The sequence below is a fragment of the Zymobacter sp. IVIA_12111.31 C1 genome (assembly GCF_047495495.1).
Lineage (GTDB): Bacteria > Pseudomonadota > Gammaproteobacteria > Pseudomonadales > Halomonadaceae > Zymobacter.
In genome coordinates this window covers 117,166-132,784 of the sequence record NZ_CP179930.1, presented here as the reverse complement: position 1 = coordinate 132,784, position 15,619 = coordinate 117,166, and the positions used below count along the sequence as shown (strand labels likewise).

The following is a 15,619-nucleotide window of genomic DNA, read 5'->3' as shown; positions in this document are numbered from 1 at the left end:
TTAAAGACTCCTTTCGCTAATATTAAGAGGCACCCTAAATACATCATGAAAAAATTGACTTTTTGACCTAATAGATACAACTGATGAAAATACTTCTTTCCCAGCATCCACAATTTTATTAACCTCAACCTGTCGTTTTATAATACAGCAAACTCTCCCCTCTTCTTCTTTAAAGAGAACGTTATTATCTAACAAAATATTTTTAATCTTTACTGTATAATCTACGCCATCCCCATTCCCAAAAACAAAATTATCGCCTACAACTCTTTCACCAGATTCATTTATTTTATTAATCATTTTTTCTTTGTTACTTTCTTCATCTTCACTTTTTGAACCATATAGTCCGGAAGAGTTTTCAGGATTTTGGTCTTTCACTAACGCAATATTGCTATCTTTAGCGTTACCCTTAATCAAGATAAGCAAAGATGGATCATCGATTTTTACTGTAGATTTTTCGCTTGAAAAATCTACAGTAACTATAGCATTGCTATTACTTGGCATACTTATACGAAGCTCAATATTTTTAAATTGGGAGTCTACTCTACAATCCGACAATAAAGCGGCATCTCTAAAGCTACACAAAACAGCTCCGCCCCTTTTTTCAGTTTTTCCACTATCAACCTGGGCGGTCACAACAACTCCGCTCAGGAGGGACTTTAAAGATTCTTGTTCTTCATTCATATCACGAAAGGGTTTGCCAAGCACAGTATCCTGTTCTTTCCCAAACTTACTACGCCTAAGCCAAGTTTGTATACATCCTGGCACCAAGCGATTTTTTATGAACAAAGAAGTAATCCCAAATATTATAAGCGATAAAAACGCACCAATGAAACAAGATGTAACACACAAACCAATTATAATAGATGACACAAGATCAATTATTATTTTAGAGGCCAGCGCTATTTTATCTTGCCTCAAAGCACCTCTCTTAGTCATGTCAGCAAGCTGTACTAATCCCTTCCATGCATCATATACGCTCATCATTGTAATAAGATGGGTCATTCCTTTCGATGCCAAAATACACATTTCACTGTTAATCACATATCGACCTACGCGCTTTACAGCTTGTTCCGACAAGAGCTCCCCATCACGTTCTAAAACTGTCCTAACTTTTGTATTATCCAGCAATTTTTTACCAATATTCACACCTTCTTGTATTATCTCCTTTCTAGCTAAGCGTGTGTAACGCCAGGATGCAACATCAGTAATAATTTGAAAAACACTTAACCATGATGAAATACACTTCCACCACAAATCCATATCACGACTATTCTTTATTACATCTTTAGTCGCTTTTGCACATGCCATAACTACAGCCACTTTACCGGAAAGAGTATCGAAACATTTTTTCCTACTGCTAAACAAATCAACAAAAGCTTGTTGGTGTTTATCATGAAAGTCCATCACTAAATCAGCAGAAGACATCCTTTTTTTATATGAATAATTTAAATTTTGTATAGTATCTCGCTCCCCAAAGACAAATAAATCTATTTTAGCATTGCTATTTACATCAACATTAGAAAAGTTTCCACCGACTTTGTTTAAGTTACTAAAGTGATCAGCAATAGGCCTAGCCTTATTTTCAGGAACACCGACTAGATTTTCTTGCACAGCATCCGCTAATTTGCTCAACTCTCCCAACGTGAAAGTATATTTTTCTACGTGAACTAAAGGAGGACCTTGCTCAGATAAAACTTGCGAAACACTTCTTGCAACTTCATTTAAAGCACGTAGTCTTCTTTCGCCATTCAAGGCAACCACATATCTATTGGTAAATGCATCTTCTTTCGACAACGAAGTTGCAATATCGTTTATCCAAGTTGTCGTTGTCACATTGGCATGCACTTGCGCAATTTTCTGCACAGACTCGTAGTGTGTCTGTAGATCTCCTTTATCCCATATTGCTTTCTTTAAAGAGTCACTTTTTGCTTTATCGTATGCTTTTTTAAATTTCCCATAGCACTTTTGAGCTCCTTTTATTATAGATTTAAGTTCTTCTAGCTCACTTTTTCCTTCAGCAGGGGTCAAATATTCATCAATATCGCTAAACACTGTTGGCATATTAAATGTAAAGCCACGCAATAACACTTTACCTTCATCATTAAAATTTTGCAGCATATCCCACATCCAGCTACTAGCAGGACTTAATACACCGTGCTGTAAAATATCTGCTATTATTGATGCGACATGCCCACAATGCATAAATGAAGTTTCATCATAACGTTTGATCGCTCTATGCAAATGAAATATCACCCAAAGACTATAGTCATCATCAAATATAGGTGTATCGCTTTTTATCCTCTCCACATATTTACCAACGACGCTATCGATACAATTCCAATCATCCCCATTATAGTAATCCCCTACCTCCTCTACTGCACTATCGCGCTTGGAAATATCTACTCTTCGGCAAATTTCCCATTCACGCTCATAAGATCTTTTTTTACGTGCCAGGTAATTATAATAATCTTCTTCTTTATTTTTAACCACCTTTTGCTTATCTTCTTCCGATAGATTTTCATAATTATAATACATTTTTGTATATCGCTTTATTACATCGGGTATTTCTTTTTTTCTTTCTTCCAGCTCTTCCAAAACTTGTTTATAAGTCTGCTTTTGGCCTGGCACAATATAATTTTCATCTACTTCTTCATCCCTTATTTTCATTGACTGCATAATTGCTTGAAACTGCTGAACAGCCAAGTACCACTTATAATTTCTTTCATTTAGTGTCTTATTAGCTGGCTGGTTTGGGTCTTTCGAATCCCCTGGTAGCATGTCCTTACGCAATACAGCAGTAGGGTATGCACGCTGAGCATCAAGCTGTTCAATAATTCCGACTTCGTCCTTAACAGCAAACATAAACCCTTCTGAACCACCATTCATGCACTCAACAGAATCCATATGCTGCCCCAGCACTTCATACGTATCCATTCGAAGTTGACGAGCAATATCACTGGTAACTTTATCTGCGTACCGCCCCTGCCACATCTGGCGCTTCAAAGCGTTATACGTATTTTTGCCGTCATCATATTCGGGAACGAATTTGGGTATTTCAAGGCGTGAAAAATAGTATGGGCTGTGTTTTGGAGAAGATGCTTCAAATGCCTGCATATTAGCTTCTCGCCACTCAGGTTGCGAAGCGATCCAATCCAATCGCTCTTCATCCAAAGCAACTTCCAAAAACATAACATGCACTGTGCGACTAACGTGGGGGTCACGCAAAGAAACCAAAGATGCTCGAGCAGGGTGCCCATCTCCTTTGATACAGTTATCCATGGGGCTCAATTCATCAAGAGCTTTTGGCGATGCCGCAGGGAAGCCAGTCAGCTCGCCATTATCGTTGACGCCATAACAAATCCAAGCAGGTAGCCCAGGATGATCATCGTATATATATAGATAACCTTTTCTAAGCTTCCTCAAGATATAGCAGCTTTTTGCAAGGCGAGCAGTTCTTCGACCAGATTTGCTTAAACTCTCATTTAATTTTATATCGGTGAATTTATTGATTTTGCTTTCGGGAAGAACATAGTCTCCTAAATCATCTATTTCACCAACAGCATAACGAACAGGTAAAAACACTATCCCTTTTTTATCGCACTTATCGCAGCCACCAATACCGAGTTTCTCTATAACACTTTCCTTGGCCGCTATTTGAATGAGTGTAGATACATTCTGTGATACCTTACTTGCCGTCGTTACTAATGAGCTTATTTCCACCATTCTTCACCCTGCCAAGTTAAAAACCAGTTTAAAACCAACCAATTTGATTCTGCATATTCACGGCTTCTGCAAAACCAGCACCATCAGCACACCTTGAAAGAATTTTTTTAAACGAAGGCAGCCGATCAAATTCCTTGCCACATATAAGGCCGATCAAGCAGAAAATAGTAATATCTAACTGGCTAACAAGGCCATAAGATAATGCCCGCCTAACTTGATCATCAGTTTTTTTCGTCGCATCAAAAGGCAAAGGATTGTCCGCTACCTTTTTCCAGATGCTAATGACATGCTTTACTATATCTAAACGCTTTAGTGATTCCCATTGATCAAAAGTAAAAGACAATTTTTTGCATGACTTGTCACTTATCTCAAGGCAATATTCCTCCCCATTAATATCGTAAAACATCCATTTATCGACATAATAAAGCAGGGCACCGATCTGAGAAGCACTTAAAATTACAATTAAGTGTTGCAATACAAAAGGATCAAAAAACCTTACAAACCCCTTCCGTCCATTAGGGGTTTCCTGGTATAAACTTTTATCCATTGCAAGTGCTAGGCCAGATAAACTTAAAGATGACGAAATCCATCCGCTAAGACAATATCGCTGATCATCAAATAAATCATCATACCAAGTTCTACTTTCGGACCATAAGGGGCCATGTTTAGCAGCCTTTTGTAGTCGCAACTGCTTTTCTATAGTTTCAGGAAAGACAATATTATCTATTGTGATAATTTCCCCTGTGCTTTTATTTAAGTCTCGTATTTCAGCAGAGGACAATTGCTGAGGATCAAACACACTAGGATCTAACAGCAGATATTCTTTCATTTATTTAATTCCAACTTAATGCTATGCAAATTCATACTATCATACCCAATACAGAAACAGCCTTCATCATATCACCCTAGACACTCGGCTATTTTCTTGGCTTTTATCGCCCTAATGAAAAATCGTATACAAAATATAATCGCCTCACCATTACCCAAGTGAGCACCGCCCACAATGACAGCTTTCGCCATCGCGCTATGGGTTGGTTTTCTTTCCCTATGCGTGTTCGGTCTATCAAGATTGCAGCTGAGAAAGACTCGAGGCGCTCCCCATCCCACACCGCCGATGTTTCCCGTGAAACATCTGAACGACGAGGCCTCGACGTTACAGCCCAAACCGGTGCTTCCTCACCACCTTCAGGCGTTATTCTGGCAGGTCGTTGAAGCTCGCAAGGGGTTGTCCTTAGCAGGGCATTCTCAGGCCATGATTCTGGCCGGTGTGCCCTTTGCTTCGTTGATTGAGCCTGGCGGGGAAAGCCACACGCTTCCGATGCACACTCAGCTCGCCGAGCTGGTGATCGTTGATGCACAGTTCCTACCACTGGTTGTATTGAGCACCTCGCCACTGGAGGGGTACATAAAAGGGTTGTTGATCAAAGCGGGGATCAGCTATGTCCATGCACCAGCCAACGTAGGAAAGGACGAGCTGATGATGGCGCTTTACAAGGCTCTCCCTCGCTGAAGCCGTCTTTCCCAACGGTGAGTCAGCACCGCTATCTGCTTGATGCAAATGAAGTACCGCGCAAAAAAAGCGGAGCCATAAGGCTCCGCTTCAGCAACTGTTTCTGCTTCTACCACGAATGTTTCACATGAAACATTCGTAGTGTGTTCGTCTTCCCTCGCTCAATAACCAGCCGCCTGTCCATCACCACGCGGGTCGGTCGCACCGTATTTCATGCCCGTCTTCTGATCGATCAGGATCGCACCGGCATGCCCCATGGTATCGGTATAGCCATCGACGACTTTGATGGGATGACCGCGCTCTTTCAGGGTCTTGATAACGCTAGGATCGACACGCCCTTCGATCTTAAGATCGTTGGACGAAGCCCCCCATGTACGGCCATGCAACCAGCGTGGCGCATTAATCGCATCCTGCGGTGACATGCCAAAGTCGACGATACGCGTCACGATAGCCGCCTGTGTCTGCGGCTGACCTTCGCCCCCCATCGTGCCGTACACCAGATACGGCTTGCCATCGCGGGTCAGCAGGGCAGGGTTGAGGGTATGGAACGTACGCTTATGCGGTTCAAGGTGGTTGACGTCTTTCGGATCAAGCGAGAAGAAGCTGCCGCGGTTCTGCAGCAGTACCCCGGTGCCTTCCGGTACGATACCTGAACCGAAGTCGTGATAGATGCTCTGAATCAGCGAGACAGCGTTGCCGTCTTTATCGACGACCCCGAACCATACCGTATCGCCTTTAGGATCAAGCGGTTTGATATTGACCTGAGCATGCTGCATGTCGATACGTGCCGCCTGCGCCTTACCATGCTCGGGCGACAGCAGTTGTTTGAGCGGAATAGGGCTGAAATCCGGGTCCGTCAAATACTTATCCCGGTCGGCGAAGGCCTGCTTGGTAGCTTCCACCATTAAGTGGTAATAGTTGGCCGAGCCTTCACCCTGCGCCTTCACATCAAAATTATTGAGGACGTTGAGAATCTCCAGCGAGGCCATGCCTTGCGTATTCGGCGGCAGGTTCCATGCGGTATAGCCACGGTAGTTGACGTGCAGTGGCTCAACCCAGTCAGCGCGATGATCGGCAAAGTCTTTCAATGTCAGCATGCCATCGTGCGCCTGCAGATCAGCCACAATGCGCTGCGCGATCTCTCCCGTGTAGAAAGCGCTGGCGCCTTTGTCGGCAATGATGGTGAGCGTACGTGCAAGATCAGGCTGTTTCAGCAGCGCACCCACCGGATAAGCCGTGTCGTTCTGCGTAAGGAATATCCGCTTGAACTCAGGGAAGCGCTGCAGGTCACGGAAGGTCGTGTCCTTGGGATCGACATTGACGGTTGCCCAGTAATTGAGGCTGGGCGTTACTGGCATGCCGTTCTGAGCATAGCCGATGGCCGTCTGAAGCAGCGTCTTCCAAGGCAGCGAATGCCCCATACTGGTAGCCGCGTACTGATAAGCCGCATCCCATCCGGAAACGGCACCCGGGACCGTATTGGCGGCCAGATAGCCGCGAGACGGTATCTTGTCGTATCCCAGCGCACGATAGTGGTCGATTGTGGCTTTTTCCCCAGCGCGCCCGCTCGCATTGAGCGCCTTCACTTCTCCCGTCTTGGCGTTGTAGATCAGCCAGAAGTTGTCCCCACCGATAGTGTTCATCTGCGGATAAACCACCGCCATAGTCGATGCAACGGCAATCGCAGCATCAACAGCGTTGCCGCCCTTGCGAAGGACGTCGACACCCGCTTGGGTCGCCATGTAGTTAGAGGAGGTGACCATACCGTTTATCGCAATGGGATCAACACAGCGGGAAGGGGTGTCACAGTATTTGCCAGCATACGATGTCATGTCGATTTCAGCATGAACTGTCGTTGTGATGGCGGGCAGGATCAGCGTCAGGGTCAGCGCAAGCAGGGGGCGGCTCATCGGCAGCTCTCTCCAAATCAGTGGGACAGGGCTTCGGCACAGCAGAAGCCGCTCACGTCATGCACGGAGCGCGCCAAAAGAAAGCAGACGACTAGAAGACAAGAGATATCAACGCCAACGAGCGCCAATAGAAAAGACGGGGTAAAAGAACGGCGGGGCCTTATGAAGGCCCCGCCGCATCGTAGTGCATATTGCGCGCCGTTTCAGCGCAACAATACTGCTCAGGCTGTGGTCAGTTTTTCACCTTCTTCGCCGTCAGGACCTTCCTCCTGCTGACGCAGTTCGGAGTACTTACTGATCATGACTTCGTTTTCCGGTGACAGGCCACGCAGTTCGACAGTAGTCCCCGTGCGCTGAAGCTCGGCACGAATACGGTCAAGCGTGACGACGGCACAGTGATCCCACAGACGCACCTGACTCATGTCGATGATGGCAAGACGTACATCTGTCAGGCTATCGAATGCGGCATTGAACTTGAGTGCGGAACCGAAGAACAGCTGGCCTTTGACGTTGAACTTGCGCACGCCTTCTTCGACATCCTGCACATCAACGCTCAGCAGACGGCTGAAGCGATAGGTGAAGAAGAACACGTTCAGCAGAATGCCGGTCACAACGCCATACACCAGGTTGTTGGTGGAGACGACGACGACGACCGTAGCGACCATGGTGATGTTGGTCGTTTTCGGCAGCGTGAACAGCTCTTTGAACGAACGCCAGCGGAAAGTACCAATGGCCACCATGGTCATGACGGCCGCCAGCGCTGCCAGCGGAATCTGACCGACCACACCTTTCAGGAAGACGGAAAGAATCAGCACACCCACACCGCCGATCAAAGTGGACAGACGTGTACGACCACCAGAAGCCAAGTTCACGGACGTCTGACCAATCATCGCGCAGCCAGCCATACCACCGAACAAGCTGGAAACGATGTTAGCAAGACCCAGACCGCGGCATTCACGATTCTTGTCGCTGGGCGTGTGGGTATACTCATCGACCACGGTCGCGGTCATCATGGATTCCAGCAGACCTACGATGGAAACGAGGATTGCCGGTTTCAGGATGATCATGAGCGTTTCGAAGTTCAGCGGAACGTTGAACCACAGGAAGTGCGGCAGCGAATCGGGGAGCTTGCCTTTGTCGGCGACAGTGAGGATGCCCGGCTGCAGGTAGGCACATACGGCCGTCAGCACAATGATGCACACCAGCGGAGACGGGATGATACGGCCCACTTTCGGAATGCGGGGCAGGCCATAGATGATGATCAGACCCACGATGACGAACAGCGGAGAAATCCAGATCGCCGGTGCCATGTGACCGCTTTCAGCCGCTCTGGCCAACAATGTGCCACGTTCTCGAATGAGCTCGTGCACCTGGGACAGGAACAGCAGAATACCCAGCGCATTGACGAAGCCGTGCAAGATAGGACGTGCAACGAAGCGCATCAGGGTGCCAAGGCGCAACAGACCAAAGATCAGCTGGATAATCCCAACCAGCATGGTCATCGGGAACAGATAATCAACCCCGTGATCCCTGACCAAAGTGACCATCAGCAGCGCAGTGGCACCGGTTGCAGCAGAGATCATGGCAGGGCGACCGCCAGTGAAGGCGCAGACTACAGCAATGCAGAAGGAAGCATACAGACCGACCTTGGGGTCTACGCCCGCAATGATCGAGAATGCGATTGCCTCGGGGATCAGCGCCAAGGAAACGACAATGCCGGCCAGTATGTCGTTCTTTGGATTGCCGAACCATTCCTTTTTGGAGAGCATCAACATCAGAAGTTTCCCTCAATAGAACGGTTGAAGGCACTTCTCGGTTCAGGTGACGTCCTATACGTTGGACTTGGGAGGCGACACGACCAAATGTGCTGAACAGGAAAGACCTGCAACACAATAGGGTGTAATGACGTCTTGATCGGTGGCGGTTTCACCTAGCGGTGAAACAGGCCGACAGCTTAAAGCCGCATAGGAAATCCGTGAAACGAGCTGCCTGACTCATAACAACGGGACGTGTGGCATCCACGCAGATAGCGAAGATGCAAACGTCTCTACTTGGGGATAGCGGCTCCGGAGAACTCCAGAGACAGAATGTCCTGTGCCGGGACGCCCGTAGCATGAAGTAGCGGGGATGAGGAGAAATGGCGCAGGACTGGCGCTACACGAAAGCCCGAATAGCATATGCCTTCTATAACGCCAGTCAAGGTTCAAGATGTCGCGGGGGAGCCGCCAGATACGGCATATTCACTGCCGTTCAACGCATTTGTATCGGTATTTCCAAACGTTCGCTTTCAACGATTCCGGCTATAACAGGAAGCTCATCTGTCCATCATCTTCGACATGAATGCGGCTCGCATCATCTTCATTATTATCAACGGAATGTGACTCAGCCACAGACTGCGCCTCATCCTGTTCCTCATCAAGAGATGAAAACAGATCAAAATCCCCACTTTCTGTCGTAGATCGCGGTGCCGCCTTAGCAGGTTTGTCCGCCACCTTCAGCGGTGAAGAAACGGCCACTTTGTCACTGTACGGCTCAATCGGACGCTGTTCAGGACGTACTTCCGAAGTGGCGGTAGGAAGATCATGAACGGTGCCCGCAGTCGATGCTACCCCGCGATCCGCCGCTGGTGACACAGAAGCCACAGACACCACCTTGCGATTCGTTGAAGACTCGGGCACCGCGCTCACGAGCGTGGCTGACACGTCACTGCGAGCCGGTGACGGCGCTGTCACCACAGGAGTAGTCGACGCCGTCCTGCGTACCGTGGGCTTGGATGATGGTGCTACGCGAGCGGTCGATAACGGCACGACCTCGGGTGCTTGGGAGGCCTCTTCTGAGTCAACCTCAGCCGCCACTGATGCCATCTCGGTATCATCAGGATGTCCGGTAAAGGAAGGCAATGCGCCGGTCATCTGTTGCTGGCAACGTGCCTTGATATCATTGAGCGTCGAGGTCAGCGTCGAGATGGCGCGTTTCTGCTCGCTCAGGAACTGCTGGTAATGAGCCACACGCTCCAGCTGCTCGTTCAACTCGGTATCAGGGGTAGCAGGGTCATCTGCCTGAAAAAGGGCCAGCAATTCACGACAGTCAGCCAAGGTCAGCCCTAACTGCTTGCCGGTCAGCGCAATGCGCAGCAGATGGCGTTCTTGAGGGGTATAGATGCGCTCGTGACCACGACGCGAAGGCGAGATCAGACCTTGTTCTTCATAGAAGCGAATGGTGCGAGTTGTTACCGCCAGATCGGCGGCCAACTCAGAAATGCGGAAAGTGACAGCCATGCGGGCCTCTGACGTTGACGTTAGCGTGCCAAGACATTCTACGCATGCAACGTCGCCATCGCCAGCCGCACGGCTGCCAAAGCGTTCAGGCCAGCAGAGGCACGATGAGCGGAGCGATAGCCGCCGTTGCCAAACCGGCAACGCCCATGGCCAGACCGGAGAAAGCACCGGCCAGCGCACTAATGGTGGCAAAGCTGTGTGCTGTACCGAACCCGTGCGCCGTCATTCCCAGCGTAAAGCCTTTGACCGTATGGTCGTGGATACCCAACACCTTGAAGACCAGCGGAGCGGTCAGGCAGCCAACGACACCGGTCACCAACACCATCGCAGCCGTCAGAGAAGGCAGGCCGTGAAGCTTGTCAGCGATCTGCATGGCAATCGGCGTCGTAACGGATTTGGGCGCCAACGAGATGCTCACTTCACTTGGCGAACCGGTAACGCGTGCAATCACCATCGTAAAGACGATAGCCATAACCACGCCGAAGACGCAGCTGCTCAACAGTGGCACCAGCATCGCTCGGATACGATCAAGGTTGTCAAACAACGGCACGGCCAGTACGACAGTGGCAGGCCCCAGCAACAGGTGGATGAACTGGGCACCTTCGAAATAGCTCTGATAGGGCGTTCCCGTCACCTTGAGCAACACGATGATGGCCGCGATGGTCAGTATGGCGGGATGAACGAAACGCATGAAGCGTACGCGGCGGGACAGCTCGAAGCTCAGTGCGAACACAATGATGGTAAAGAGGATGGAGAACTTCGGAGCACTTTCAGAAAACACCCAGATCTTGGTCATCAGGTCATTCATGAGCGATCTTCCTTATCCTGCTCTACGGCTTCAGCGCCTGCCAGAGTCGGATCTATGTCATGATCTTCCAGCAGCCCTTGGCGCTTGAGCATGAAGCGCATGAACAGCGCGATTGAGGCCTGAAGTGCTATAGCAGAAACGATGAGCGTGACGGTAATAGATAACAGGTTGCTGCGGATCAGCGGCCAGCGTTCCATGACGCCAACCCCGGCAGGGATGAAGAGCAGTGCAAGGTAGCGCATGAGTCCATTGCTGGTGATCCTGAGTCCTTCCGGCACTCGCCCATATACCATCAGGCCGATCAGCAGGATAACCATGCCGATAACCGAGCCAGGGATAGGCAGGTGAAAGAGAGATTCCAGGGTCTCGCCAAGGAGTTGGCATAACAGCAATATACTCATGCCAGCAAGTAAGGGCATGGTGATCGCCTCGATAATGATGAGGGTTATTGGAATGGCTGTCAGGCTGCATGAGCTGAAGCGATGCAGCGGAAGGTGCAGGATGACAGTCGGTTGGTTGCAACGTTGAGTGTCAGTGCCTCTCGGATGAAACATGACCATTCCGAAGAATGGTCATTAGATAGTGGCACCATCCGCAGGGAGATGCCACAGGGTGCCGAACACATCGGCACCCTTGAGGATCGCACGCTAGCGCTAGACCTTAGATCAGGCCTTCTACGCCGACGGCTTCCATCAGTTTGCTGTTGTGGCTGTAATCGACCGGGATGGCCACCAGAGAGGTGCCTTCGTAGTCCATTGCCGCTTTCAGCGTAGTTTCCAGCTCTTCGGCAGAGTTGACAGCAAAGCCTTTCGCGCCACAAGCGTCTGCGTAAGCCTTGAAGTCGATCGGGCCGAACTTGGTACCCGCAACGCGCTGGTATTTTTTGTATTCCTGGAACGCTACCATGTTGTAGTTCTGGTCAACCCAGAGTACGTGCGTCAGGTTGCAGTTCAGGCGTACAGCGGTTTCAAGTTCCATGCTGCACTGCATGAAGCTACCGTCACCAGAGACAGACAGTACTTTCTGACCCGGGTTTGCCAGACATGCCGCGATACCCCAAGGCAGAGAAACACCCATGGTCTGCTGACCGTTGGTGATCATCAGCTGACGAGCGCGGAAGCAGTTGAAGTAACGTACCAGCCAGATGTGGAAGCTACCCATGTCGACGCAGACGTTGACATCGGAACCGGCCAGTTTTTCCAGCGCTTTGACGATGCGGAACGGATGAACCGGAGCGCCGCCCAGCGTCGGAGCTTTTTCAGCGATGAACTTGCGGTTGTTCTGAACGCGATCCAGAATCTGGCTCAGTTCGGTCGACAGGTCGATCGGCTGCAGCTCGGATTTCAGGCGTTTGACGGTCGCGTTGATGTCACCGATCAGTTCAACGGTCGGACGATAGTTGCGTTCCATGTCCGGAATGACAACGTCGATGTGGATGATCGGACGCAGGACTTTGTTCCACAGGGGCGGATCGTATTCAACCGGGTTGTAGCCGATAGTGATAACGGCATCCGCTTTCTGGATCAGTTCATCAGCCGGCTGGTTGCTGAACAGACCAATGCGGCCTGCGAACAGGTGCTGCTGGTCAGCGTTCAGTGCGCCTGCTGCCTGGAAGGTGCTGACAACCGGGATGTTGCAGTCTTTGACCAGTGCACGGATCGCGTCGACGTTTTCCGGACGGCTTGCCATCATGCCCAGCAGGATAACAGGACGTTTGGCGTTGCGGATTTCCGCAGCCGCTTCTTTGATGGCATCTTCGTCAGCGGCACCCTGTTTCGGTGTGCGCGTGCTGGTCAGGACGTCACCGGTAGCCGGCATGTTGACGATGTCCATCGGCAGGCTGACGAACGTGGCACCCGGACGGCCAGTTTCCGCAACGCGGAAGGCGTTGGACATAACTTCGGAGATGGTATCCGGAGCCGTTACTTCAACGCTGGATTTGGTGATCGGACGGAACAGGTTCGTCGTGTCCATCGTCTGGTGAACCTGCTTCAGCAGGTCATCACGTTTAACGGCACCGCCGATAGCGACCATCGGGTCACCTTCGGAAGTCGCGGTAGCGGCAGCGGTTACGACGTTGGAGATACCCGGACCGGAAGTGGCAAGTGCAACACCTGCTTTACCCGTCATGCGGCCGATAGCGCCGGCCATGAAACCAGCGCTGGCTTCATGACGAACGACGACGGTTTCGATGGAAGAATCTTCCAGAGAGTTGAATACGCGGTCTACCTTGGCGCCCGGGATACCGAAGACATGGGTGGTACCATGTGCTTCGAGGTTGCGGACAACCAGATCGGCACCGCATGTCCACTGCTGCTGTTTATGTTCGCTCATCGTTTCCTCGCATATGCGAATCGTGGTGATGCGCCAGCAGGGGAACCGTCGCATCACTCGGGGAGAGGTCTAACTGATCAAGGACCCGCGAAGGATCAACCTTCGGCTTCCTTGATGGCTTTATCCAGGTCTTCCGGCGTCAGGTGAGCCTTTTTGAAGGCTTGTGTACGCGGAAGGTCGACGAACATCTTCGAGATGATACCCATCTGAAGGCGTCCGCGTTTCAGTCGATATTCGACGACATGGCCACCGCCATCACGGTCATCCGTGATGAAGTGGATGTGATAACCCGCAACGTTCATCCCCTGTACATACTCGGGACTGCGGAAACCGACCATAATGCCGGAACGGTCATCGAATTCGAACATCGGCTGCTGTGCTATCGCCTGAAGCATCGGTTTGTACGGCGGTTCCTGACGTGGCACGGTACGTGTACGCACGTATTCGAAATCACCGTCGATGCGGACGGCACAGAACAGGTTGTCAGAACCAACCAGCTCGTTAACCAACGCTTCGACGTCTTTGTTGGTCATCGGCTCGTCAAGATCGCGCTCGATAGTCGGCTTGAAGAACGTCATGCAGGCAAACGGCGTCTTCTGCTCTGGGCGAGCAACGTGAGCACTGCCATCTTCTTTCAGGTGGTGCACGTTGCTATCGAAAGCAATCAGCTCACCATCGAGCTGGTTAAAGGTACCCAGACCGAAATCGCCGTGTTCCAGCAATTCCTTGATGGTGACGTCGCCTTCGTAGACACCGTCGATCAGGCCGCTCATGAGAGAAGTCTGATAGAGCACCATGTCTTCATTGTGTTCGGCATGTCGAGCAAAGCTGCGTGCAACATCTTCTGCGCAAGAGCAGGTAGACGAATGCTGAGCCATGTGGGTGACTCCCGTGGGTAGGGTTGGAAGACAAGACTCCACCGACTACCGTCGCCGGCATGGTGGTGCGGGAGGTATCGGCAGAGAGGGTGATCTGGATGAGTGGTGGAAATCCTGCCATGTCATACAGCCGATATCAAATATATCGAAGTGGTGCATTTGAGACATTTAAGATATGGAACTGAGACATCTGCGCTACTTTGTCGCAGTCGCTGAAGAGCGACACTTTACTCGGGCTGCCGAGCGTTTAGGCATTGCTCAGCCGCCTTTGAGCCAGCAGATCAAGAAATTGGAGCAGGAATTGGGGACTCCGCTGTTCCGCCGACTGACGCGAGGCGTCGAACTGACGGAGGCAGGAGCACTGTTTCTGGAGGACGCTCGCGGCATCATGTCGCAGGTCGAGCGCGCCCGTGCACGCGCCATGAGTGTGGCGCGCGGCGAAAGTGGTCGCATCAGTATCGGTTTTGCAAGCTCGGCTGTCTTTCATCCATTGGTCGCAACCTTGATCCGCTACTACCGCGATCAGTATCCACGCGTCACCATTTCACCCATCGAAGGCAGCACGCCATCGCTGGTCGAGGGGATGGACAGCGGCAACATCGACGCCGCCGTCGTACGCCTGCCGTTCAACGAATGCGGTGACAACTACTGCATGGACGTTCTGGCCGAAGAAGAGATGCTGATTGTGCTGCCGGCCCATCACCCACTGGCAGGTGAAGAGGAGATCGCACTGGAAGCCCTTGAGCGAGAGACGTTGATCATGTTTCCACGCAGCCTAGGGCCGGGCCTGTACGACAGTATCATTGCCGCCTGCCGCAAGGCCGGGTTCAGCCCGTCACTGGGCCAAGAATCCCCACAGGTACCCTCGACAGTCAATATGGTGGCAGCAGGCTTCGGTGTGTCGGTCGTGCCAGCCTCCATCCGCAGCGTTCACGCCGAAGGGGTCACCTACCACCGGATCAAGGGCGGTCAGCTCAAGGTGCAAATTGCGCTGGCCCATCGCGCCAACGAGCGCTCACAGGCCGTTCACAATCTGGTGAAGATGATCCGCAGCGATAAATGGCAGACCTACAGCCATGATTATCGCAAGGGCCTGCCAACGTCACAGTGACAGCCCTGACCTCGGTCCTGCAGGAGCAGGGTAGGACCATTCTCCCTCTCAGCATTACCCTTTCAGA

Annotated in this window: 11 protein-coding genes; 2 read left to right on the top strand and 9 right to left on the bottom strand. The window is 50.6% G+C overall.

The window, feature by feature from the left end:
- Entirely contained in the window at positions 1 to 3,723 is a 3,723-nt protein-coding gene (locus tag ACMHYW_RS00565) for a toxin VasX (protein ID WP_414500449.1), read from the bottom strand.
- A gap of 28 nt (positions 3,724 to 3,751) precedes the next feature.
- Positions 3,752 to 4,552, bottom strand: coding sequence for a DUF4123 domain-containing protein (locus ACMHYW_RS00560; RefSeq protein WP_414500448.1), 801 nt, complete (start codon positions 4,550 to 4,552; stop codon positions 3,752 to 3,754).
- Between the two features lie 294 nt (positions 4,553 to 4,846).
- Between ACMHYW_RS00560 and ACMHYW_RS00555 the strand changes: the two genes are divergently transcribed.
- A complete protein-coding gene (locus ACMHYW_RS00555) occupies positions 4,847 to 5,233 on the top strand; it encodes a hypothetical protein (RefSeq protein ID WP_414500447.1) in 387 nt (128 codons plus the stop codon).
- Positions 5,234 to 5,394: 161 nt separating this feature from the next.
- On the opposite strand, the gene ggt is transcribed toward ACMHYW_RS00555, so the two are convergent.
- From ggt to budA, 7 genes are all read right to left on the bottom strand, one after another.
- The gene (gene ggt / locus ACMHYW_RS00550; protein WP_414500446.1) at positions 5,395 to 7,143 is read right to left on the bottom strand and encodes a gamma-glutamyltransferase; all 1,749 of its coding nucleotides are present in this window, start codon (positions 7,141 to 7,143) and stop codon (positions 5,395 to 5,397) included.
- Positions 7,144 to 7,364: 221 nt separating this feature from the next.
- On the bottom strand, positions 7,365 to 8,918 hold the full coding sequence (locus ACMHYW_RS00545) for a SulP family inorganic anion transporter (RefSeq protein WP_414500445.1): 1,554 nt from the start codon (positions 8,916 to 8,918) through the stop codon (positions 7,365 to 7,367).
- 525 nt (positions 8,919 to 9,443) lie between these two features.
- A complete protein-coding gene (locus ACMHYW_RS00540; RefSeq protein ID WP_414500444.1) occupies positions 9,444 to 10,421 on the bottom strand; it encodes a MerR family transcriptional regulator in 978 nt (325 codons plus the stop codon).
- 85 nt (positions 10,422 to 10,506) lie between these two features.
- Positions 10,507 to 11,229, bottom strand: coding sequence for an LrgB family protein (locus tag ACMHYW_RS00535; RefSeq protein ID WP_027704438.1), 723 nt, complete (start codon positions 11,227 to 11,229; stop codon positions 10,507 to 10,509).
- Positions 11,226 to 11,648: a CidA/LrgA family protein gene (locus tag ACMHYW_RS00530; protein WP_084261721.1), complete on the bottom strand. Its 423-nt coding sequence runs from the start codon at positions 11,646 to 11,648 to the stop codon at positions 11,226 to 11,228. Before ACMHYW_RS00530 ends, ACMHYW_RS00535 begins: the two co-directional genes overlap by 4 nt.
- A 241-nt stretch (positions 11,649 to 11,889) precedes the next feature.
- On the bottom strand, positions 11,890 to 13,563 hold the full coding sequence (gene alsS, locus ACMHYW_RS00525; protein WP_027704437.1) for an acetolactate synthase AlsS: 1,674 nt from the start codon (positions 13,561 to 13,563) through the stop codon (positions 11,890 to 11,892).
- Between the two features lie 95 nt (positions 13,564 to 13,658).
- On the bottom strand, positions 13,659 to 14,441 hold the full coding sequence (gene budA, locus ACMHYW_RS00520; protein ID WP_414500443.1) for an acetolactate decarboxylase: 783 nt from the start codon (positions 14,439 to 14,441) through the stop codon (positions 13,659 to 13,661).
- Between the two features lie 175 nt (positions 14,442 to 14,616).
- Between budA and ACMHYW_RS00515 the strand changes: the two genes are divergently transcribed.
- Positions 14,617 to 15,552 carry a LysR family transcriptional regulator gene (locus ACMHYW_RS00515; RefSeq protein ID WP_414500442.1) on the top strand — a complete coding sequence of 312 codons (936 nt, stop codon included), beginning with the start codon at positions 14,617 to 14,619 and terminating at the stop codon, positions 15,550 to 15,552.
- Positions 15,553 to 15,619 lie beyond the last annotated feature (67 nt).

Coding starts and splice junctions, on each gene's coding strand:
- ACMHYW_RS00565 (WP_414500449.1), bottom strand. CDS start 3,723: ATGGTGGAAATAAGCTCATTAGTAACGACGGCAAGTAAGGTATCACAG.
- ACMHYW_RS00560 (WP_414500448.1), bottom strand. CDS start 4,552: ATGAAAGAATATCTGCTGTTAGATCCTAGTGTGTTTGATCCTCAGCAA.
- ggt (WP_414500446.1), bottom strand. CDS start 7,143: ATGAGCCGCCCCCTGCTTGCGCTGACCCTGACGCTGATCCTGCCCGCC.
- ACMHYW_RS00545 (WP_414500445.1), bottom strand. CDS start 8,918: ATGTTGATGCTCTCCAAAAAGGAATGGTTCGGCAATCCAAAGAACGAC.
- ACMHYW_RS00540 (WP_414500444.1), bottom strand. CDS start 10,421: ATGGCTGTCACTTTCCGCATTTCTGAGTTGGCCGCCGATCTGGCGGTA.
- ACMHYW_RS00535 (WP_027704438.1), bottom strand. CDS start 11,229: ATGAATGACCTGATGACCAAGATCTGGGTGTTTTCTGAAAGTGCTCCG.
- ACMHYW_RS00530 (WP_084261721.1), bottom strand. CDS start 11,648: ATGCCCTTACTTGCTGGCATGAGTATATTGCTGTTATGCCAACTCCTT.
- alsS (WP_027704437.1), bottom strand. CDS start 13,563: ATGAGCGAACATAAACAGCAGCAGTGGACATGCGGTGCCGATCTGGTT.
- budA (WP_414500443.1), bottom strand. CDS start 14,441: ATGGCTCAGCATTCGTCTACCTGCTCTTGCGCAGAAGATGTTGCACGC.
- ACMHYW_RS00515 (WP_414500442.1), top strand. CDS start 14,617: ATGGAACTGAGACATCTGCGCTACTTTGTCGCAGTCGCTGAAGAGCGA.